The organism is Acinetobacter sp. YH12155, assembly GCF_013418255.1.
GTDB classification, from domain to species: Bacteria; Pseudomonadota; Gammaproteobacteria; order Pseudomonadales; family Moraxellaceae; genus Acinetobacter; species Acinetobacter indicus.
In genome coordinates this window covers 126,184-148,025 of the sequence record NZ_VPCK01000007.1, presented here as the reverse complement: position 1 = coordinate 148,025, position 21,842 = coordinate 126,184, and the positions used below count along the sequence as shown (strand labels likewise).

At 47.9% G+C, this 21,842-nt stretch carries 23 protein-coding genes and 4 tRNA genes; 19 read left to right on the top strand and 8 right to left on the bottom strand.

Annotation, left to right across the window (positions count from 1 at the left end):
* Positions 1-7 precede the first annotated feature (7 nt).
* Positions 8-634, top strand: coding sequence for an RdgB/HAM1 family non-canonical purine NTP pyrophosphatase (rdgB, locus tag FTU86_RS07280; protein WP_104494687.1), 627 nt, complete (start codon positions 8-10; stop codon positions 632-634).
* A gap of 195 nt (positions 635-829) precedes the next feature.
* Here rdgB and FTU86_RS07275 read toward each other — a convergent pair whose 3' ends face one another.
* Positions 830-1,711, bottom strand: a complete 882-nt coding sequence (locus tag FTU86_RS07275; RefSeq protein WP_180048351.1) for a permease — start codon at positions 1,709-1,711, stop codon at positions 830-832.
* Between the two features lie 161 nt (positions 1,712-1,872).
* Here FTU86_RS07275 and tatA point away from each other — a divergent pair, with 161 nt between their 5' ends.
* The 4 genes from tatA (at position 1,873) to FTU86_RS07255 (ending at position 5,739) form a co-directional block, all read left to right on the top strand.
* On the top strand, positions 1,873-2,097 hold the full coding sequence (gene tatA / locus FTU86_RS07270) for a Sec-independent protein translocase subunit TatA (RefSeq protein ID WP_005180185.1): 225 nt from the start codon (positions 1,873-1,875) through the stop codon (positions 2,095-2,097).
* Between the two features lie 19 nt (positions 2,098-2,116).
* Positions 2,117-2,563 (top strand): Sec-independent protein translocase protein TatB, encoded by a 447-nt coding sequence (gene tatB / locus FTU86_RS07265; protein WP_104489093.1) that lies wholly within the window; start codon positions 2,117-2,119, stop codon positions 2,561-2,563.
* On the top strand, positions 2,560-3,342 hold the full coding sequence (gene tatC, locus FTU86_RS07260; protein ID WP_005180188.1) for a twin-arginine translocase subunit TatC: 783 nt from the start codon (positions 2,560-2,562) through the stop codon (positions 3,340-3,342). The genes tatB and tatC overlap by 4 nt, the downstream gene beginning before the upstream one ends.
* A 171-nt stretch (positions 3,343-3,513) precedes the next feature.
* Complete coding sequence (locus FTU86_RS07255; protein WP_180036535.1) at positions 3,514-5,739, top strand: PhoX family phosphatase; 2,226 nt, start codon at positions 3,514-3,516, stop codon at positions 5,737-5,739.
* Positions 5,740-5,781: 42 nt separating this feature from the next.
* Here the strand turns inward: FTU86_RS07255 and FTU86_RS07250 are convergent, their stop codons facing one another.
* On the bottom strand, positions 5,782-6,564 hold the full coding sequence (locus FTU86_RS07250) for an NRDE family protein (protein WP_180036559.1): 783 nt from the start codon (positions 6,562-6,564) through the stop codon (positions 5,782-5,784).
* 94 nt (positions 6,565-6,658) lie between these two features.
* Between FTU86_RS07250 and lgt the strand changes: the two genes are divergently transcribed.
* The 9 genes from lgt to msrA all read left to right on the top strand — a co-directional run bounded on the left by lgt (position 6,659) and on the right by msrA (position 12,861).
* Positions 6,659-7,468, top strand: a complete 810-nt coding sequence (gene lgt, locus FTU86_RS07245) for a prolipoprotein diacylglyceryl transferase (RefSeq protein WP_016658551.1) — start codon at positions 6,659-6,661, stop codon at positions 7,466-7,468.
* Positions 7,469-7,551: 83 nt separating this feature from the next.
* A complete protein-coding gene (locus FTU86_RS07240) occupies positions 7,552-7,929 on the top strand; it encodes a hypothetical protein (protein WP_016658550.1) in 378 nt (125 codons plus the stop codon).
* Entirely contained in the window at positions 7,930-8,304 is a 375-nt protein-coding gene (locus tag FTU86_RS07235; protein ID WP_005180197.1) for a hypothetical protein, read from the top strand.
* A gap of 184 nt (positions 8,305-8,488) precedes the next feature.
* Positions 8,489-8,980, top strand: a complete 492-nt coding sequence (locus FTU86_RS07230; protein ID WP_180036536.1) for a lipocalin family protein — start codon at positions 8,489-8,491, stop codon at positions 8,978-8,980.
* Positions 8,981-9,181: 201 nt separating this feature from the next.
* Positions 9,182-10,024, top strand: coding sequence for a thymidylate synthase (thyA, locus tag FTU86_RS07225; RefSeq protein WP_005180203.1), 843 nt, complete (start codon positions 9,182-9,184; stop codon positions 10,022-10,024).
* Between the two features lie 100 nt (positions 10,025-10,124).
* Positions 10,125-10,637 carry a dihydrofolate reductase gene (locus FTU86_RS07220; RefSeq protein WP_016658548.1) on the top strand — a complete coding sequence of 171 codons (513 nt, stop codon included), beginning with the start codon at positions 10,125-10,127 and terminating at the stop codon, positions 10,635-10,637.
* Positions 10,638-10,666: 29 nt separating this feature from the next.
* Positions 10,667-11,737, top strand: coding sequence for a DUF4105 domain-containing protein (locus FTU86_RS07215; RefSeq protein ID WP_180036537.1), 1,071 nt, complete (start codon positions 10,667-10,669; stop codon positions 11,735-11,737).
* Between the two features lie 75 nt (positions 11,738-11,812).
* A complete protein-coding gene (locus tag FTU86_RS07210; protein ID WP_005180208.1) occupies positions 11,813-12,274 on the top strand; it encodes an META domain-containing protein in 462 nt (153 codons plus the stop codon).
* Positions 12,275-12,339: 65 nt separating this feature from the next.
* On the top strand, positions 12,340-12,861 hold the full coding sequence (msrA, locus tag FTU86_RS07205) for a peptide-methionine (S)-S-oxide reductase MsrA (protein WP_016658546.1): 522 nt from the start codon (positions 12,340-12,342) through the stop codon (positions 12,859-12,861).
* 69 nt (positions 12,862-12,930) lie between these two features.
* Here the strand turns inward: msrA and FTU86_RS07200 are convergent, their stop codons facing one another.
* The gene (locus FTU86_RS07200) at positions 12,931-13,572 is read right to left on the bottom strand and encodes a fumarylacetoacetate hydrolase family protein (RefSeq protein ID WP_016658545.1); all 642 of its coding nucleotides are present in this window, start codon (positions 13,570-13,572) and stop codon (positions 12,931-12,933) included.
* A 36-nt stretch (positions 13,573-13,608) separates the two neighbouring features.
* Positions 13,609-14,106, bottom strand: coding sequence for a YcxB family protein (locus FTU86_RS07195; protein ID WP_005180217.1), 498 nt, complete (start codon positions 14,104-14,106; stop codon positions 13,609-13,611).
* A gap of 169 nt (positions 14,107-14,275) precedes the next feature.
* On the opposite strand from FTU86_RS07195, the gene FTU86_RS07190 reads away from it, so the two are divergent.
* Complete coding sequence (locus tag FTU86_RS07190) at positions 14,276-15,574, top strand: SRPBCC family protein (protein WP_180036538.1); 1,299 nt, start codon at positions 14,276-14,278, stop codon at positions 15,572-15,574.
* A 77-nt stretch (positions 15,575-15,651) separates the two neighbouring features.
* Here FTU86_RS07190 and FTU86_RS07185 read toward each other — a convergent pair.
* The 4 genes from FTU86_RS07185 to FTU86_RS07170 all read right to left on the bottom strand — a co-directional run bounded on the left by FTU86_RS07185 (position 15,652) and on the right by FTU86_RS07170 (position 16,265).
* Positions 15,652-15,728, bottom strand: a tRNA-Arg gene (locus tag FTU86_RS07185).
* Positions 15,729-15,959: 231 nt separating this feature from the next.
* Positions 15,960-16,036: transfer RNA gene (locus FTU86_RS07180), tRNA-Arg, on the bottom strand.
* Between the two features lie 49 nt (positions 16,037-16,085).
* Positions 16,086-16,162, bottom strand: a tRNA-Arg gene (locus FTU86_RS07175).
* 13 nt (positions 16,163-16,175) lie between these two features.
* Positions 16,176-16,265: transfer RNA gene (locus FTU86_RS07170), tRNA-Ser, on the bottom strand.
* A gap of 265 nt (positions 16,266-16,530) precedes the next feature.
* On the opposite strand from FTU86_RS07170, the gene rnr reads away from it, so the two are divergent.
* The 4 genes from rnr (at position 16,531) to FTU86_RS07150 (ending at position 21,827) form a co-directional block, all read left to right on the top strand.
* On the top strand, positions 16,531-18,963 hold the full coding sequence (rnr, locus tag FTU86_RS07165; protein WP_180036539.1) for a ribonuclease R: 2,433 nt from the start codon (positions 16,531-16,533) through the stop codon (positions 18,961-18,963).
* A gap of 135 nt (positions 18,964-19,098) precedes the next feature.
* Complete coding sequence (locus tag FTU86_RS07160; protein ID WP_104511469.1) at positions 19,099-21,138, top strand: M3 family metallopeptidase; 2,040 nt, start codon at positions 19,099-19,101, stop codon at positions 21,136-21,138.
* 40 nt (positions 21,139-21,178) lie between these two features.
* Positions 21,179-21,388, top strand: a complete 210-nt coding sequence (locus FTU86_RS07155; RefSeq protein WP_171065117.1) for a YheV family putative zinc ribbon protein — start codon at positions 21,179-21,181, stop codon at positions 21,386-21,388.
* A gap of 22 nt (positions 21,389-21,410) precedes the next feature.
* The gene (locus tag FTU86_RS07150; protein ID WP_075167410.1) at positions 21,411-21,827 is read left to right on the top strand and encodes a hypothetical protein; all 417 of its coding nucleotides are present in this window, start codon (positions 21,411-21,413) and stop codon (positions 21,825-21,827) included.
* Positions 21,828-21,842 lie beyond the last annotated feature (15 nt).

Sequence of the window (21,842 nt, the reverse complement as noted above, 5' to 3'; positions counted from 1 at the left end):
ATTCGAGATGACTGCACCTGCTTGGCTCTCTCAAGGCACCCTGGTTCTGGCCAGCAATAACAAAGGCAAAATTGCGGAATTTGAAAAACTGTTTGCAGAACTGAATTTACCGGTTGATGTCATCCCGCAAGGCCAGCTTAATATTGAAGATGCCATTGAAGATGGCCTGAGCTTTGTTGAAAATGCGATTATTAAAGCGCGTCATGCCTCTAAAATTTCTGGCAAACCCGCGATTGCTGATGATTCCGGGATTTGCGTACCGGCACTGGACGGCGCACCGGGAATTTACTCTGCCCGTTATGCCGGCGCACATGGCAATGATGCCGCCAATAATGAAAAACTGCTAGCAGACTTACTGCCTTTACGCAAAGATGGAACAGCGATTGAAGGTATGTTTGTTTGTGTGCTGGCCCTAGTGCAGCATGCCGAAGATCCATTGCCACAAATTTTCCAGGGCATCTGGCAAGGTGAAATTCTGGATGCACCACGTGGTGAAAATGGTTTTGGTTATGATCCACTGTTCTGGTTACCGGAGCTGGGTATTTCCAGCGCCGAGATGAGCAAGGAAGAAAAAAATAAGATCAGCCATCGAGGTCAGGCGATGCAGCTGTTTAAAGCGAGTTTGGAGAAGTAACATCCTTTTAAAACTCCTCCCTTTGAAAAAGGGAGGCTGGGAGAGATTCTTCTATACATCTTTCTTCTGACGCTAAAATATTGCTCATTTCTACAAAGGGTTTCCGTAAATCCCCCTCTTTAATAAAGAAGGACTTTCAAAAACTTTTATACCCTCTCTCTAACTCTCTCCCAAAGGGAGAGAGAACTTTTTGATTTATAAACCCGGCACCACCGCATGCATCACCACGCCATATACGCCAATCAAAATCGCACTGGCAATCGTTCCTGAGGCAATATATTTGGCAGAATCACCGGTACCCTGATAATGGGTTTCTAGCGCCACAATATTGGCAGCCGGTGGCAGCAGAAAAAACATCAGCATCACGGCGTATATCAAGCCCTGCTGCGGAATGGGTAAACACCAGTACGCCACAGCACATAGCAATAAGGCCAGTGGAATACGTGCGACCAGTAAACCCAGGCTGCGCTTTAAGTCAGCCCAGCCAATCCGGACTTTACTCAGCCACATCCCCAGCACGCACATGCCGGCAAAGGTCACCAGTACTTTATTGCTTTGGTAAATCACTTGCACCCAGGTCTGATGTTCAAACTGGCTCACATCCCAAAAAGACAGAATACCCGCCAGACTCAGGGCAATCACCGGCGGTGAAAGCAGCACATTTTTAACAATAAACTTTAATTCTTGCTGGGTCTGGCTCACCGCCATCACCGCACAAACATTGCCAAATAAGGATCCGCCAATATACAGCGCTACAATAATACTGCTGGCCGCAGGTCCAAACAGAGCCAAGGCAAAGGGAAAACCCAGCCAGGCCCCATTTAAATAACTGAAGCACAGTGCGATCAGTTTATCTTTTTGCAAGATATAAAAGACTGCAAAGAAAAGGATGGAACTGATCAGACTAAAACCAATCAGCCACAAGCTGCCGTCCTGATAAAACACCATGTTGTAGATAATCAGTAACGGAATAAACAGCCGGGCCAGCAACATCGCTAGCACCGGACGCAACGGCTTTAAATACGCGACCCCGAAGTATCCAATCAGAAATGAAATTAGCGGAAGCAGCAGCGCCATGCGGGTACACAGGAAGGCAGAAAAGTGGTGATTATCCTAACATAATTGATGGCGAAACATGCTTTTAGCCCATCTGCTGTCTTTGAATCGCAATATTCCTGTCACCTCGCTGTCATCTAGACCTGTTGAGATATGTCTTGAATTAAAAAGAGGTAAATATTATGGCTGGTTTATCGATCTGGCACGTTCTGATTTTTGCAATTGTGGTGATTCTTCTGTTTGGTACATCTAAACTGAAAAACTTAGGCAAAGATGTGGGCGGTGCGGTTAAAGACTTTAAAAAATCAATTAAAGATGATGAAACGACCACTGCGGCCCTGAACGAGCCACGGACCATTGAACATCAAGCGACATCATCTGATGTTAACACGACTGTAAAACAATAATTTTTCAGGTAATTTTGTTATGCTCAATATTGGAATGACGGAGCTGCTGTTTTTCGGCATCATTGCATTATTGGTGCTGGGTCCAGAAAAGCTGCCTGAAGCTGCACGTTTTGTTGGAAAGTGGTACGGCAAAATTAAACGTACCATCAGCAATGTGCAAAATGATATTGATCGGGAACTTCGACTTTCTGAACTGCGTGAACAGATGCAACAGGAAATGGCACGTATTCAGGAACTTGAGCAAAAAATGCAATCTCAGATGCATGAGCTAAAACAACAAAAAATATTCGCGGAAGAACAACCGAACCAGACCGCTGCAACGGATAATAAAAATTTGCCGACGCGTTATACCTTTATTGCCCCGCAACCTTCGCTGTTGCTGCGTCCTCAGCATCAACCGCTAAATTCGGCTGAAGCTATTCCTCCGACCACGTCACAATTTACCGATTATAAGGTGGCTGTATGAGTCAAAGTTCTCCTTCTCAATTGCCAGCGGCGACAGTGGGCGAGCAGGCTGCTTTAGAAGAAATGCCGATCACCAAACATCTGGTGATTCTGCGCAAGCATCTATTTAAAATTGTGGGTCTGGTCATTGCGCTGTTTTTCTGCTTATTGCCTTTTGCCAATCGCACCTATCAGATTTTATCTGAGCCGCTGCGTGCGCAGTTGCCGACCTCATCGACCATGATTGCTACCGATGTCACGGCCACCTTTATGGCACCGTTTAAGCTGAACTTTTTTGTGGCATTGATGATTGCGATGCCGTTTATTATTTATCAGCTGTGGGCTTTCGTAAAACCGGCATTATATGAAAAAGAGAAAAGTCTGGCGCTGCCATTGCTCATAAGCAGTATTGCCCTGTTCTATATTGGGATTTCATTTGCTTACTTTATTGCACTGCCGTCAATTCTGCACTTTTTCATCAGTGTGTCACCGGAAACAGTTGCCCCGATGACCGATATTAATAGCTATCTGACTTTTTGTTTGAAACTGTTTTTGGTGTTCGGATTTACCTTTGAAATTCCGATTATTACCCTATTGCTGATTTTAATTGGTGTGGTTAGTACCCAGCAGCTGGTCGAAAAACGTCGCTTTATTATTGTCGGCTGTTTCTTTGTTTCGATGTTTGTTACCCCACCGGATGCGCTGTCGATGATTATGCTGGCCATTCCAATGTGGATGCTATTCGAATTGGGCTTATTTGCTGGCAAGCTGATTGAGAAGCGTCGGCTGACTGCAGAATAGGTTTTTACAAACCTGATTAAAAAAGAGCAGCTCCGGCTGCTCTTTTTTATTTCAATAAAACATTGTTCTCATTTAACTTTTTTGAAATATTTTCTTCAAGGTACTGTCATATTGACTCGCTAAGTTGTTAGCAACTTTAAAACAACTCAGCTAATTTTGCTAGGGAACAACATGACTGATCAACATTACCTTGATGAAAATTATGATATGAACGATTCGGGGAACCCAGAATTCTTTGAATTATTAAACAAACAAATGAATCGTCGCGATTTAATTAAAAAGACTGCAGGTGGGGCTGTCGCAATGACACTGGCTGCAAGCTTAACAGGTTGTGGTAGTGATGATAACGATAACAACAATAGTGCACCTCCAGCGACAGAAACACCGAATCCGGATGTAGATTTAACGACTCGTCCTTCATCACTTTCATTTACGCCAGTTGAAAAACATACTCGCAGTGAATTTACAGTACCTGATGGGTATGATTTTAAAATTCTTCATGCGGTAGGCGATCCACTGAATTCACGTCTTCCAGTCTGGGATGAAAACAGAATTCCAAGCGGGATCTCTTATGACCGCCGTGTAGGTGATAACCATGACGGTATGACCTTCTTTGGTATGAATCCATCTACCTTAAAATATGATGCCAATGAATCAAACCAAGGTTTATTGGTTATGAATCATGAATATATCCAGCGTTCTGACCTTCACCCTCGTGGTTCAAGCTTCAGTGCCTCAAGCATTACTGAAGATGAAGCATTCCGTGAAGTGAATGCGCATGGTGTATCTATTGTTGCAATCAATAAAAACCCGGTAACCCAAGCAATTAGTGTAGATTTAGACTCACCATTTAACCGTCGTATTACTGCCGCAACTGTAATTGATTTTGCTGGTCCAGTACGGGGTCATGATCTGGTAAAAACTGCATTTAGTACTGATGGTACATCGACACGCGGTACAATTAATAACTGTGGTAATGGTTATACACCTTGGGGAACTTACCTGACCACAGAAGAAAACTTCAACCAATATATCGCTCGTCAAGGCGATGTACGTGATGCTGAAACTGAATATGCAATTGGTACCCGTTACCGTATGGGTTCAAATGCTTCAGGTTATAACTGGCAAAGTATTACTGATCCGCAACTGACCGAAGACAAAACGTTATTCAGTCGCTGGAACAGTATCGTCAGTGGCACCAGTGCAACACGTGACTTCCGTAACACAGTCAATACTTTTGGCTGGATTGTAGAAATCGATCCATTTGACAACCGTCAACGTCCAGTAAAACGTACTGCTTTAGGTCGTTTTGCGCATGAAGACTGCCGTGTCAGCCGCGCGATTCCTGGCCAGCCACTTGCTTTCTATATGGGTGATGACTCTACTGGCGAATATATCTATAAATTCGTATCAGATGCAGTATGGGATCCTAAAGATGTCAACGGTGGTTATGCCGCTGGCGACAAATATATGAACAGCGGTAAATTCTACGTTGCTAAATTTGACTTTAATGAAGCAACGGGGGAAGCCACGGGTGAATGGTTAGAACTTTCTATGTCTAACCCAAGTATCACGGCTTATGACCGTTATAAGTTTAAAGACCAAGCTGACATTTTAGTTCACGCACGTATTGCTGCCGATGCTGCTGGTGCAACCAAAATGGACCGTCCGGAATGGGTTGCAGTAAATCCAGAAAATGGCGAAGTTTATGTTACTCTGACCAATAACTCTTCACGTGGCAGCAGCTATCCAACAGATGCAGCAAACCCACGCCGTTATGCCGATGATGATGATGCATCAGGTCGCTTACGTGGCAATATCAATGGTCACATCATTCGTTTCCGTGAACCGGATGCTGATGTTACCGCAACAACATTCACTTGGGATATCTACCTGTTCGGTGCAGAGTCTGACTCTATCGAAGGCGTTAACCTTTCTGGCCTAACCGATGCCAATGACTTCTCTAGTCCGGATGGTATGTGGTTTGACCCACGTGGTGTGCTTTGGATTCAGACTGATGATGGTGCTTATACAGATACTACAAACTGTATGATGCTGGCATCGTTACCAGGTGCTGTGGGTGATGGTTCTGTACAGAATGCCAAGTCTGGAGATGGAACTCAAAAAACACCTACAGGTGCCATTTTAGATGATTCAAAATTACGCCGCTTCCTGGTTGGGCCTAAAGGCTGTGAAATTACCGGGGTAACCATGACACCTGACTACAAAGCGATCTTTGTCAACGTACAGCACCCAGGCGGTACTTGGCCTGCAAACCAGCCGGGTCATCTGATCAGTACCGGCCGAGGTTCACGACCACGTTCTGCAACAGTTGTAATCACACGTAAAGATGGTGGTGTCATTGCAGGTGAAACTTTAGAACCATCTAAAGCTTAATCCTTCTTACACTTAAAAATACCGGCTTGATGCCGGTATTTTTTATTTCTGTAGTGGAATATTCAGCTCCACGATCTGTCCGGCGGTTTCACCCTGCTGGCTTTTCTCTAACCAGTGCCATTGCTGAGCATTTAATCTTAAAATATTGGAACAGCGTGTACCATACGCCGGACTCTGAATAAAGATCGATGACAATAACTCTTCTAGCTCGACAGAGATACCGGTTTCTGGCAATAAATCTGCAATCACCTTGCGTTCATCTTCCAGAATATCCCAGGCAGCATGCTGCAGATCTGCTTCTGGCATCTGGGCTTGCTGTAACATCGGTAAAAATTCCTGGGTAAAGCGTTTACGCAAATGGCCAGTTTTTTCCCAGTGCTCGCCCATTAAGCCATTGGACACTACATATACGCCTTTGGCTAGTACTTGCGGCGCTTCCCCTCGGTTACTCATATACACCGCCTGTTCCCGGTCGCCGACAAATAAATTAAAGCCGGCATAATCGCACTGGCGCGGCTCCAATGCTTGTGCAAAGCGAATTGGACTTAATTCAGATTCCAGAAAATCCTGAATCAGATGGCCGCGTGAGGTCGGATAATTGTGCTGATCCTGTCCATTACGAAAATTGGTAACAATGGCCCAGCGGCCTCTGGCGGTCACGCCCATCCAGGTGCCACCCGACTGCAAGTCCTGTCCGGCATAAATCGGGCTATTTTCCCAGGCATGCAACGCCGCAGTCGGACGCTGATAAAACTCATCACGGTTTGAAATTAAACATAAAGGCAACTCATCCAGAACCTGCCAGGCAAAGGCCACAATACACATAATTTCCTGCTCGCTATCTTTACACATTGAATGTACAACATTTTTCATCTTATTCAGCTAAAATCTGTGCAAAACAGAATGACAAGGAACAGGAATGCTGACCTATCCAAATATTGATCCGGTGGCGATATCGCTGGGTCCCTTACAAGTCCACTGGTATGGACTGATGTATTTACTGGCCTTTTTATTTGCCTGGGGTCTGGCCACCTATCGCGCCAAGCAGCGTGGCTGGACGCCGGACATGGTTTCGGACCTGATCTTTTACGGCGCGCTGGGTGTAGTCATTGGCGGCCGTGTCGGTTATGTGTTCTTTTATGGCTTTGAGCAGTTTCTGGCCAATCCGGTGTGGCTGTTTCAAGTCTGGACCGGGGGCATGAGTTTCCACGGTGGTTTCCTGGGGGTCATGCTGGCCATGCTGTTCTGGTGCAAAAAATACCAGATGACCTGGTTCCAAACCCTGGACTTTATTGCACCTTGTGTCCCGACCGGGCTGATGTTTGGACGTATCGGCAACTTTATTGGTGGCGAGTTATATGGCCGTCCGGTCACTGATCCAAACTTTGCACTGGGCATGATTTTCCCGACCGATCCACTACAGCTGGTACGTCATCCATCACAGTTGTATCAGGCGCTGTTTGAAGGGCTGCTGTTATTTATTCTGCTGTGGTGGTTCAGTTCCAAACCGCGTCCACGTATGGCGGTTTCGGCACTGTTCCTGATTGGTTATGGTCTGGCGCGTTTTGTGGTGGAATTCTTCCGCGAACCGGACAATGGTCAGCTATTTATTGCCTGGATGAGTAAAGGCCAATTCCTGAGTCTGCCAATGATTCTGGTCGGTCTCTGGATGATGTGGTACGCCTACCAGAAAAAAATCTATGACTGGGGCCCACAGAAAAATAGTTAAACCGGAGCGAGGCATTGGCCTCGCTTTTTTTATACCATTTTTGCTAAAGTGCATGCACCCTTGCACAATTCATCTGGTGGGCTATGCTCGAATTCTGGTTTAATCCCAACGTATCCGTACTGCAAAAACTCATGCTGTTTATTCTGATTGCAGTGGTCACCGGCGTTTTATACTGGATGCAACCGCTGGCCTATGATGCCATCCTGATGTTTATGGGCACCGGAATTATTTTTCTGATTTGCCGTTACTGCAAAATTCATTTTGCGGCACAACGTCCCACCGGTTTACTGTATCGCCTGCTGACCTGGATTCCGATTGCCCTGCTGTTGGCACTAATTTTCATGAATATGCAACAGGGTGAAATTTTATTACCGGGCGCACAAGGACTTGGCTTTATGGCTCTGGCAATTTGTCTGTTCTCGCCACTGTCATTGCTGCATCAACATCAGGATCAGGCATAAATGCTCAGTTTCTGGTATTCCGCGCGTTGTCATCGTCAGCTCAAACTGATGATCTGTATTGGTACCTGTCTGCTGATTTATCTGGCCTCGACGCAGGCACAGCTGCCACCGTTTTGGGTCATCCTCAGTCTGATTCTGGGCATGGGCTTACATCTGCTGTATCAATGGAGCAATCGTCGTTCCTGGCCAGAACATCAGCGCAGACTGATGTACGGGGGATTGAATCTGGCACCGCTGCTCCTGCTGGCCGTATTGCTGCTGTTTCTACCGAAAATGCAACTTTGGGCCATGGCCTTGCAAGCACTCGGCTTTATCTTGGTAGGACTGTTTATGGTGTCGATCTACCAGCAACGTGCCAAACGGTTTGACTCCTAAGCTTTACGTTCCTGTCCCATCTTTTGCATTTTAATAACCTGTGTAGCAGTTGCTGCACAGAAAACCGCGCTGAATTTACACTGCATACATGCCGAAACAGGAGCGCTAACAACAATAACCCGAATCCCGTTCAGCCTGCTTAGAATAACTGCAGTCTTTATGAAAATAATTCAGGAAGTTGTTTATGAATTCAGAACTGAACACCATTTCCGGTTTTAACCTGCAACGTTATTTGGGCACCTGGTACGAAATTGCCCGCTTGCCAATGCGCCATGAACCCGAAGACAGTACCGATATTTCCGCCATCTACAGCCTGAATGAAGATGGTAAAGTGCGCGTACAAAACCGCCGTCTGGATGGTCAGGGTCAACTAGATGAATCGACTGGTGAAGCCACCCCGGTCGATGCTGAACATGGCAAACTGGAAGTCAGCTTCTTGCCGGAAGGCCTGCGCTGGATTCCGTTTACCAAAGGTGATTACTGGGTTTTAAAACTTGATCCGGAGTATCAGACCGCACTGGTCGGTGACCCGAGCCGCAAATACTTATGGTTGCTGCATCGTCATCCACAGCTGGATGAAGCCACACAAAATGAATATCTGGCGCAGGCCAAAAGTCTGGGTTATGACCTGAGTGATCTGATTTACACCCCGCACACCGGCCGGCCAACCGCATAAGCTGCCACTATTTTGCTGAGGCATCTTTTTTAAGATGCCTTTTTTAATGATGATGAATATTCATCTCGGCCCGGCATCAATGTTATGATGGCTGCACTTTTATGTGCTCATTTAAAGCCAAGATCTTCAACACAGCCTGCCTTTTGCGCTGCAATGAAGGTCGACACAGGAGCCACATCACTATTTGATTGAGAGAATTTCATGCGCCAATATCTTGACCTGTTACAACATATCCTTGACCACGGCGGCGACAAAGGCGACCGTACCGGCACGGGAACCCGTTCTGTATTCGGTCATCAGATGCGCTTTGATCTGTCTCAGGGTTTTCCGCTGTTAACCACCAAAAAAGTGCATTTCCGTTCAATTGTGATTGAACTGTTATGGTTCCTGAAAGGTGATACCAACGTTCAGTATCTGCAGGACAACAAAGTTACGATTTGGGATGAATGGTCAACGGCAGAACAGACGGCGCGTTTCGGCCGTCCTGAAGGCGAGCTTGGTCCGGTATATGGCCATCAGTGGCGTAACTTTGGCGCCAGCAAAAATGCCGATAACAGCTATAATCAGGATGGTTTTGACCAGATTTCCTGGCTAATCAATGAGATTAAAACCAACCCGAATTCACGCCGTTTAATTGTATCGGGCTGGAATCCGCAGGAAGCCGGTCAGGTGGCATTACCACCTTGTCATACCCTGTTCCAGTTTTTTGTTCATAACGGCAAACTCTCTTGCCAGCTGTATCAGCGTAGTGCCGATGTCTTCCTGGGTGTACCATTCAATATTGCTAGCTATGCGCTGCTGACCCATATGATTGCCCAGGTATGTGATCTAGAGGTTGGTGATTTTGTCTGGACCGGCGGCGATACCCATTTATATGCCAACCATTTTGAACAGGCACAACTGCAACTCAGTCGTGAACCGCTGGGGCTGTGCCAGCTGAAACTGAACCCGGACGTCAAAGATCTGTTCGCGTTTAAATTTGAAGATATTGAAATTGTCGGTTATGAGTCACATCCGGCAATTAAGGCCCCGGTAGCGGTTTAAAGCCAATTAATTCCGGACAAATGCCCCATCCCCCTTTCATCGAGGGGGATTTTACATTTTAATAGGGTTAATTTTTCGCATGAGATATGGATGAAACAGCATGGCATTTCAAGGTTTAGAAGTTGTACACGTGGTGGCCATGGATCAGCAGCGCTGTATTGGAAAAGCCAATGATTTGCCATGGCATATTTCTGCCGACTTAAAACATTTTAAGGAAATTACCCAGGGCGGCGTGGTAGTGATGGGCCGTAAAACCCTGGAATCAATGGGTCGTGCCTTACCGAAACGTGTCAATTGGGTGATTACCCGAGATCCAAATTGGGCCTTTGAGGGCACCAAAGTCGCCTATTCAATTGAAGAAGCTTTAACTCAGGCCGTGGCTGATGTGCAGGCTTCAGAAAAGCCGGACAGTATTTTTATTATTGGCGGTGGTGAAATCTTTAAACAGACCATGGATATTGCCGACCGTCTGGAACTGACCCATGTCGAGCTGGATGTGCAGGGCGATGCACATTATCCGGAAATTCCGGCAGCGTTCCAGAAAGTCAGTGCCGAGCAACATTTGGATGACAAAACTGGCATTGCATTTGAGTTTGCCAGCTACCGAAAATAAAGCTTATTTTTCTGAATGAATTCATCAGCATGCAGACACCCCAACAGCCCGAACTGGCACAGCGTTTGATTCAAGGCAGTTTGCATGGCCTGTTTAGCCTGTTTGTAATTGGCAGCTCGATCTGGCTGGTGCTGATCCTGTGGTTTCAGCAGCCGTTTGGACTGCTGTTTAGCCGGATCCTGATTGGCCTGTGGATTGCCTTTGCCATGAGCATTCTGGGCATCTATATCAGCCGGCATCTGATTAGCCGTAAACTGGATGTGCTGATTTATCTGCTGGCGTTTCTGTGCAGCCAGCTCTGGTATTTTGGCCTGCCACCTCGCCAGGACCGCGACTGGAATCCCGAAGTGGCGCAGCTGTTACATTCCGAGCGTCACGGCGATCAGGTCATTCTGCACAATGTGCGTAACTTTAACTGGCACAGCGATGGTTCCTACGAGCAGCGCTGGGAAAGTCGCCATTATGACCTGAACCAGATTCGGGGCGTCAACATCATCACTTCCTACTGGATGGGACCACAAATTGCCCACACCCTGGTCAGTTTCGATTTTGCCAATGCCGCACCGCTGACTTTTTCGATTGAAATCCGCAAAGAACGCCATGAAGAATTTTCTTCGCTGGGCGGATTCTTCCGCAAATATGAACTGAGTCTGGTGGCAGCGGATGAAAAAGATATTATCTATACCCGCAGTAATATTCGCGGCGAACAGGTCTATTTTTTCCCGCTGAAGATGCCACGGGACATGCAAAAAGCCCTGTTTCTAGAATATCTGGCCAAAGCCGATGAACTGGCACAACAGCCCAAATGGTATAACACCCTGACCAGTAACTGCACCACCCTGGTCTTTGACATGGTGCAGGCAGTATCCAACCAGACCTTGCCCACCGATTATCGCCTGCTAGCTTCGGGTTATTTACCCAATTATTTGTATGATTTACAGGCGCTTGATCAGAGCTTGAGCATTGAAAGGTGGTATCAGCGCGCTTATATCAATCCGCGTGTGGAACAGCCGGGCCAGCTGGATAGTGCACAATTTTCAGCACTAATCCGGCAGGGTTTGCCCGCGCCATCCGCTCCTGGCGCTCCGTCAAATCAATGATACAATTTTAACTGGCGATCAAATTTAAAATTGGTTTAGATACATCCATCAGCTTTAAAATAAAGAGAAATCCATATGCTTAAACATCTTGCTGCCGTTGCCCTTTTAGGTTCAGCCCTAGTTTTTAGCGGCTGTGAAACTTTACCAACCCCGGGTGCTACCGTTGAAACTGCCAATCTTGTCCAGCTGCAAAACCGCACTTGGATTGTGACCCAGATTGGCAATACCGCGGTTCGCACCGAACCGACTGCCCACAATATTCCAAGCCTGCAATTTGATAGCGCCACCCAACGCGTTAGCGGTGCCGATGGCTGTAACCGGATTATGGGCAGCTACAGCGCCGGCCGTGACACGCTAACGCTAAGCCAAATGGCTGGCACCCGTATGGCCTGCCTCAACAGCAATGGCATTGATCAGAAATTCAATGAAGCACTGGCCAAAGTGACCCATTATCAGGTCTTTGGTAAAACCCTGAAACTGCTGGATCGTTATGGCAATTTGCTGATTCAGCTGGAAAGTGCCGTACAACCGCGTTAATACTGCACCGGCCTGCACCTTTGCAGACCTTTTTTATGAACGATTGAAAACAGAAGGCTGACCCTATGCAACAGGCAATTTTTGGTGGTGGATGTTTCTGGTGTACCGAAGCGGTATTTCTCCAACTGCGCGGTGTGGCCAAAGTGGTGAGTGGCTATGCCGGCGGCCAGATGGACAATCCAAATTATGAAGCGGTGTGCAATGGTGATACCGGCCATGCTGAAGTCATTCTGATTGATTTCGATGACAGTCAAATCAGCTATACCCAGCTGTTAAATGTGTTCTTTGCCACCCATGACCCGACCACGCTTAACCGTCAGGGCAATGATGTCGGCAGCCAGTATCGTTCGGTGATTTATTATTTAAATCCGGAGCAGCAGCAACAGGCCGAACAGATGATCCAGCAGCTCAAAGCCGAGGGCATTGCTGTGGTCACCGAAGTGACCGCTGCACCGCGTTTTTATCCGGCAGAGGCCTATCATCAGAACTTCTTTGCCAATAACCCGACGCAAGGCTATTGCAACTTTGTAATTCCACCCAAACTGATGAAGCTGCATAGCAAGTTTCAGGATTTACTCAAAGACTGAAACCAGGAAGGCTCGAAAAGCGCCATAAAAAAGGACTGTAATTGCAGTCCTCGTCGTCTGGGGAGGCGGTTAAGCCTGAACAAAAGTGCTCCAGACAAATTCCCGGGTTTTGCCCTGCAAACGCATACTTAACTGGTCATTGGCCTTTAAGGCACCCACCCCGGCCGGAGTACCGGTCATTACCACATCGCCCGGCTCCAAACTAAAACTGTGGCTAATTTCAGCCAGTAGCGCACCAATTTCAAAAATCAGCAGCGCGGTATGCCCCTGCTGACGCAGTTCGTCATTAATATGCAGCGTATAGTGCACATCTTTCCAGTCATTAATTTCTGCAACATCGACCCAGTCTGCCAGTACACAAGCCCCATCAAAGGCTTTGGCTCGTTCCCATGGATGGCCTTTCTGTTTCAGTTCATCCTGCAAGTCACGCAAGGTGAGGTCCAGCCCCAAAGTCACCGCCCCCACGGCCTGCAAGGCTTTTTGCGGATCGGTTTCTGCCTTTAAGGGCTGGTCAATACGCAGGCTGAGTTCACATTCATAATGACAGCTGCCCCAGGCCGGATTCCAGGCAATCCCGGCAGATAACGGACGCAGGCTGCTCGGCGGTTTGATAAACAGCACCGGACGATCAGGAACAGCATTGCCCAGTTCTTTGGCATGATCCGCATAACTGCGACCCACACAGACAATTTTCGATGGACGTGTATTCATGATCTTCCCTCTTATGATGTGATGGTTTTAACAGGCTTATTTTTTAAAGGTATTTTCAAACAGGGTCTGATCGGCTGTGCTTTCAAACACGCGTTTTGGCACAATAATCACCATGCGGTTTTTCAGCTCAATCATATAGGTCAGCTTGCCTGAAGCAAAATTCTGCACTTCGTTATAATGCACCACTTTGTCACGGCCATTGGCAGAAATCTCGGCATAATCCTGATACAGCGCAATGCCCTGTTCGCTTTTTCCAAACTGGTATTTGACAAACTGACGCTTAAACATCATCGGCAGGAACCAGTAGCGCATCAGCATCTGTAGCACCAGAAAAAATACCCCCAGCGCCAGATAGTAACGACCTACACCATCGAGGCCCAAATAAATGCCCCAGGCAATAATCCCGACACTGATTAACGGGGTAATAAAACGGGTAAACTGTTTTTTACCAAAGGTGGCCAGAGCAAAGCCATCCTGAGATTCTTCCAGATTTAAAAAATAACGTAGCGACAAGGCAGGCTTGAGTTCCGACATCGGCTCATCATCAAATCAGTTAAATTACGCTAAATATTACACCAGAATAGGTGATTTCCTTATTCTTTTTCTCGCCAGTGCTGTCATGATGCTGCACACACCATTCAAAAAATAACCCGATTCAAAACGGGATGATTCGCTCATCTCCACAGCAAAAACAGGATGTTTTATGCCACAGACGCACACCCGATTGATCGCCCTGCTTTGCAGTCTGCTGCTGCCAGTGTCTGCCTGGGCCAGTTTAGTTCGCTGGACAGGAAAAATGCCAGGCAGTTTACAAGGCTATGGCAGCAGTGCCGAGCAGCTGGCCGCGCTGACCGGAGATGGAATTCTGATTTATGCGCATGCCGCGCAACCGATTCAGCTGCCAACTTTCGCATCCACAAAACGCGGTAAATTTTATAGTGCTGCGGTGGTGCTGCCAGTGCCCAGTCACAAAGTTGCGGCACTGCTGAGTGACTATTCAGGCTATGCCCAGCTGTTTCCGACCTTAAAAAGCGCCAAGATGCTGGAGCAGCGTCAGCACATCAGTCAGGTCAAATACCGGATTCATATTCCCACACCTATTCCGGTGCTGAACTTTAAAGATGATGTGATCTTGCAACATCAGCGCACCGACAACAGTATTGAAACCCTGGTGATTGACGCGCCCATTCCGTATGGCGCCGGAAAAATAGAATGGTTTGCCTTGTCGGCCCATCAGACGCTGGTCACAGTCACCCACTGGGGAGATTTGGCGCAGCCCAAAGGTTTTTTATTTCGTACTATTCTAAATGCCCTGCCCGATGCCAAACTGGGCCTGCCGGCCGGCACCAATGCCTTTATTCTGGAAGCACTGCAACGTAAATTTAAAAACACCTCACCCCGAGCCCTACCCGCCGGTGACGTGCCAGCACCTGAATTAAGTACCAACCAGATGAACAAAATCCGGCAGATCAGCCAGAAATCGCAAGAACCTGTCTCCTTTATTTTACCGGCCTATCAGGTGTTCTATGGTGCACAGCAGGAAGTTATGCGTTTTAGCAGCAGCTATCAGTACTATGCCCAGCCAGCAAGCAAGCTAAAACCCTGGCTTGAACCGCAAGCCTACCAGCGCCTATTTCCACGGCAAATTAAACAGGTCAAGATTCAACAACCCTCTGCCCGGCAGCTGGATGCCGACTATAAAATTTCGGTCGGACTGGGTGTGATTCAGATTCCGTTTGATTTTAAACTGCGTTTTCAGGCACAAGGCGCTCTGGAGCAGCAGTTTCAGGCGGTGGGTGGAGATTTACGCTATGTGCAAGGCGGCATGCAGATTTTGCCACAAGCCGAGGGCAGTTTACTGAATGTGACCAGTGCCATGAACATTGATGCACAGGCACCGTTTTTATTACGCGCCATGCGCAGTATGCCGTATCATGAGCTGCTACCGGCATTGGGCGGCAATACCGTGCTGACCTTAAAGATTCAACAGAAGATCAAATAATGCGGGAATGTTTTGGTAAATTGCAGACACAAAAAAACCGCAACATGTGCGGTTTTTTCAGAATTCTTTATCAAGATTGGTGCGCTCAGAGAGATTCGAACTCCCGACCCCTTAGTTCGTAGCCAAGTGCTCTATCCAGCTGAGCTATGAGCGCGACGTCTTGATGGGGTGCATTATACGGGCTTTTCGCTATTTGTTAAGTCTTATTTCATAAAAATGCAACCAAATGGATAGATATTGGACAAATCATGTATTTGTGCGCTGATTTTATACAAATTTTAAATTGCAGTTGAAATTGTAACAAATAAGGAAGCCGGCGGATGCAGCTGAGTAGCCAAATTGCAGGCACAAAAAAACCGCAACATGTGCGGTTAATTGTTCAAGTTGGTGCGCTCAGAGAGATTCGAACTCCCGACCCCTTAGTTCGTAGCCAAGTGCTCTATCCAGCTGAGCTATGAGCGCGTCACTTGTGTCGTCTATATCAGACTACGTTATTTCCCGGTTTACTTATTGGTGCGCTCAGAGAGATTCGAACTCCCGACCCCTTAGTTCGTAGCCAAGTGCTCTATCCAGCTGAGCTATGAGCGCGACATAAGTAAAGTGGCGGTGAGAGAGGGATTCGAACCCTCGATACAGTTGCCCGTATGCGTCCTTAGCAGGGACGTGGTTTCAGCCACTCACCCATCTCACCGTAACGTGCCGCCATAATACAAATTTAACTGTAGCACTGCAAGCGCAGTCACTCTATTTTTTGCAGTTTTTTGCTCAATTAAATATTTTTTAAACAATTTATTGCTTCTAGCCTAGCATTTTCTGCAAATTTATGAGGAATGTGATTTTATCTACTCGCAATCATCTTAAAATAAAGACTTAAAACACATTATTGCAATCATTTACGTGCAGTCTGACGCTGCATGACTTATGCTAAACCTATCTTCTGACTTGAAGCCAAAGACATGATGAAAAACTGGGTCGATCCTGAAGCAAAAGCTGAAGCCGAACGTTACGATAATCCGATTCCAAGTCGCACACTGATTCTTGAAAGTATTGAAAAACTGCAACAGGCCCAGTCGCATGCCGACTTGGTTGAATATTTTGAAATTGCCGATCAGAAAAGTATTGATGCCCTGAGCCACCGCTTAATTGCCATGGTGCGTGATGGCCAGCTCATGAAAGACGGATTCAAGTTCCAGCTTGCCGCCGAGCAGCCTACCCATGAAGCCACGGTCTACATTAATAGCAAGGGTCTGGGTTCTGCCCATATTGACGGACAAAATGACATCCTGCTACCCGAGCGTGAATTGCGTCTGGTGTTTAATGGCGATCGCGTCAAAGTGCGCCAGACCTCGGTCGATCGCAAAGGCAAAGCCTGGGGCTTTATTACCGAAGTCCAGCAGCGCCGTGTGAAACAGATCATTGGCAAACTGTCGATGTATGACGGTGAATATTTTATTCAGCCGGGCAATCCGAACAGCCATCAGCCGGTGACTTTAGAAAAAGAGCTGGTTGAACACGCCAAACTGAATCTGGGCGATTCGGTCCGCGTCGCCATTGATGACTATCCAAGCCGTGAAGAATTTGCCACCGGCCATGTGGTGCAGTCGATGGCCGATAAAGCCGACACTGAAATCATCATTCCACAAACCATTTTAGAGTTTGGTTTGCCGTATGAATTTCCGGACAATGTCTTAAAAGATGCCGACAGTTTTAAAGAACCGTCAGCCAAAGACCGTGAGGGCCGGGTCGATTTACGTGATTTAGCTCTGGTCACCATTGATGGTGAAGATGCCCGCGACTTTGATGATGCGGTGTATGCAGAAAAACGTCCAGGGGGTGGTTACCGCGTAGTGGTCGCGATTGCCGATGTTAGCCACTATGTCCGCACGGGCAAACCGCTGGATGATGAAGCCCAGGAACGCGGCACTTCGGTCTATTTCCCGCATTTTGTCTTGCCGATGTTACCCGAAGCCTTATCAAATGGCTTATGTTCGCTGAATCCGCAGGTTGATCGTCTGTGTATGGTCTGTGACCTGAACCTGTCCCGTGCCGGCCGGGTAACCAAATTCGAGTTCTATCCTGCGGTAATGCATTCCAAAGCCCGTCTGACCTATACCCAGGTGGCGCAATATTTTGACGGCGACAGCGCTGCCATTCCGGAAGACCGGGATGTACGCAAATCGCTGAATACCCTGTTCCAGCTGTATCAGGTACTCAAAGGTTTACGTGCCCAGCGTCATGCCATGGAATTTGAAACCGTCGAAACCTATATGACCTTCGACGAACTCGGCGGGATTCAGGAAATCCTGCCACGAACCCGTAATGATGCGCATAAACTGATTGAAGAGTGTATGTTACTGGCCAACGTGGCGGCAGCAGAATTTGCGCTCAAAAATGATATTCCGATGCTGTACCGTGTGCATGAGCCACCTGAGTTTTCACGGATTCAGAAAGTTCGTGAATTTGTAAAACTGCTGGGACTGAATTTCCCGGAACAGCCAACCCAGGCCGATTATCAGGCCGTGATTGATGCCACCAAAGACCGCATTGATGCGCCAAGTATTCATGCGGTGCTATTACGCTCGATGATGCAGGCCTATTACGGCGCGGCCAATGCCGGCCACTATGGTCTGGCCTATGAAGCCTATACTCACTTCACCTCGCCAATTCGCCGTTATCCGGATCTACTCTTGCACCGTGCCATTAAAGCGCATCTGGCCCAGAAACCATATCCGATTTCGGGTGCCGCGCTGGATGATGCCGGTGAGCATTTCTCGCAAACCGAACGTCGTGCCGATGAAGCTTCCCGCTCTGTGACCATGTGGCTGAAATGTCATTATATGCAGCAGCATTTAGGCGAAGAATTTGTCGGGGTGATTTCTGCCGTGACCGAATTTGGTCTGTTTGTCACGCTGAAAGATCTGTATGTCGATGGCATGATTCACGTCAGCCAGCTGGGCGATGACTTCTTTATGTTTGATCAGGCCAGCCAGTCACTGGTCGGTCAGTCACGCGGTCAGACCTTTAGTCTGGGCGATGAAGTCAAAGTTAAAGTGGCCGGAGTCAACCTGGAAGAACGCAAGATTGATTTCGAGCTGGTCAAACAATTGACCCATGCCGGTCGTGCGATCCGCAGCCGTGCACCACGCGTGGCCAAAGCCGCGCCGCGTGCTGAAGCCACCGAAGAAATCTTTCATGATCGTCCAGTCAAGCTTGCCGTGAGTGAAGATGGCGAACAGCCGTTGAAGAAGAAAAAGGCCAAATCCAAGCCGAGTTCTTATGGCAAAAAGCCGGCGAAAAAAGTCACCGTCAAGGCTGAAAGCAAAGACAAGGTCAAGAAAAAAGCCAAAGTGAAAAAGAAAAAGTCCAATGCCAAGTCCAAGCTGGACTAAGCAGCCCGATCAGAAACAGAGCGCCACGGCGCTCTTTTTTGTATGAAGTTGAGCAATTCTGTACACACCGCTTGATTTCCCACGCTGGAGGCCCTACATCTATTGCTAAGACAGGACTTCAACATGGAAAAAGAAATGACATTAGAACAGGCAACCCTGCCAGTACCCCAGTTTGACCAGATTACGCTGCCCCAATTAAAACAACAGGTTGAACAGACCATCACCCAAGGGCAGGCCTTTTTACAGCAACTCCAAGACATTCCGGCCAGTAGTGATGCACAGTTGCAGGTTCTGGCGCAGGTCGATCATCTGGAAAACCAGATGAGCGAAAGCTGGGGCGTACTCTCGCACCTGAATGCGGTGATGAACAATGCCGAAACCCGTGAAGTCTATCAGGCACTGTTACCTGGCCTGAGCGAATACTATACCCAGCTCGGTCAGCACACGGTGCTGTATCAGACCTATCAGCAGGTTCATGATGCAGTGACGTTTAATGACTTACCCGCAGCGCAACAAAGCGCAATTAAACTGGCGCTGCGTGACTTTAAATTGTCAGGTGTGGCCTTGGAAGGTGAAGCGAAAAAACGCTATGCGGAAATTTCAGCGCGCCTGTCGCAGCTGTCCTCTGACTTTTCCAACCATGTACTGGATGCAACACAGGCTTACTTTAAACCGCTCACCGAAGCACAACTAGCCGGCCTGCCTGCCAGCAGTGTGGAATTACTCAAGCAGTATGGCCAGCAACGTGAGCTGGAGCAGCCGGTTGCGACGCTGGATTTCCCGTCCTATCTGGCCATTATGACCTATGCTGAAGATCGCAGCCTGCGTGAAGAGTTATATAAGGCTTATACCACCCGTGCTTCTGACCAGTCGGCCGATCAGGCCTTTGACAATACCGCGGTGATGGAAGAAATTTTAAGCCTGCGTCAGGAAATGGCCCAGCTGCTCGGCTTTAACAACTATGCCGAACTGTCATTAGCCAGCAAAATGGCACCAAGTGTCGAAGCAGTTGAGCAGTTCCTGGTTGAGCTGGCCGAACATGCCCGTCAGCCAGCTGAACAGGAAATTGCCGAACTGAAAGCCATTGCCGCAGCAGATGGCATTCAGCAGCTGCAACCCTGGGATACCAGTTTCTATTCAGAAAAACTGAAACTGGCCCAGTTCAATCTGTCTCAGGAAGCACTGAAACCGTATTTCCCGGCGCCGAAAGTGGTTGACGGCTTATTTAGCATCGTCAAGCGTCTATACGATGTCGATATTATCGAGCGTGAAGCACCGGTCTGGCATCCAGACGCCCGTTATTTTGAACTGCAAGATCAGGGTCAGGTAATTGGCGGTTTCTATTTTGACCTGTATGCCCGTCAGGGCAAACGCGGCGGCGCCTGGATGAGCGGTTTCCGTTCGCGCATGCAGCAAAGCCAGGGCCTGCAACAGCCAATTTGCTATATGGTCTGTAACTTCACCCCGCCCGTGGGGGATCAGCCGGCCTTACTGACCCATGATGAAGTACTGACCTTATTCCATGAATTTGGGCATGGCCTGCATCATATGCTGACGGAAGTCGACAACATTGCGGTGGCCGGCACTCACGGCGTAGCCTGGGATGCGGTGGAACTGCCAAGCCAGTTTATGGAATTCTGGGCTTGGGACAAAGAAAGCCTGGATGTACTCAGTCAGCATATCGACACACAGGCCACCCTGCCGGATGATTTACTGCAGGCGCTGCTGAATGCGCGCTTCTTCCAGTCCGGCATGCAGACCTTACGCCAGCTGGAATTTGCCCTGTTTGACCTGAATATTCACTGCATGACTCCGGCCTTGACCGCCAGCCAGATTCAGGATGTGCTGAATGAAATCCGGTATAAATATGCGGTGGTGCCAACCACCGATTACAACCGCTTCCAGCATAGCTTCAGTCACATCTTCGCCGGGGGCTATGCGGCCGGTTATTATTCCTATAAATGGGCCGAAGTTTTGGCCAGCGATGCCTTCGATCGCTTCGAAAATGAAGGGGTATTTAACACCGACACCGGAAAGCAGTTCAGGCAGTTTATTCTAGCAGTTGGCGGAAAAGATTCAGCACTTGACGCGTTTATCAATTTCCGCGGACGCGAGCCAAAAATAGATGCATTATTGCGTCATCAAGGTTGGACGAAGCCAATTAAAAACGCTTAAACTAGGGCCTTAATTTGAACACAGGATCAGTATGATGACCATCAAACGTCGTTTCATTGCAGGCGCAAAATGTCCAAAATGCCAGGCTATGGATCGGGTGGTCATGCTGACCTCAGGTGATGATGAATGGATTGAATGTATCGACTGTGGCTATAGCGAAAATCGCCCGACCCATGTCGATGAACCTCAGCCACCGGCAGCGCCTGATGAAGTGGGTGTGATTCAATTTAAACCACGTCATCCTAAGTAAAAAAATTAAGGTTCATTTATTCATGACACTTGATCAGAGAAATAGCTCAAAACTATTATGGGCCATTATTGGGGGCCTGATCGTAATCGTACTTGTGGTGCTGTCTTATCAATGGATGAGCCAAAACCAGAGTGCAGAGGTAACACCTGAAGCCGAGCTGCTAAGTCAGCCGGCCGCACCTGCGGCTAAAGCCAAAGCAGAACCAGCGGTGCAGCTGGAAGAAGTACCACAGCAACTGGTGAGTGAAGATATTCTGAAACAGCCGGTTGCTACCAACGCGACCCTGGCCAAAGAAGAAATGGCCAAACTGGAAGATCTGCAGGCACAGCTAGATGATCAGGCCGCGCTGCTCAATGCCCAGCACGCCGATGCTGATGAACTGATTCGCCTGAAAGAAGAACAGATTCAGCTGCTCGAAGCCCAGCTCAAACAGCAATAATTATGACCGGCAGTC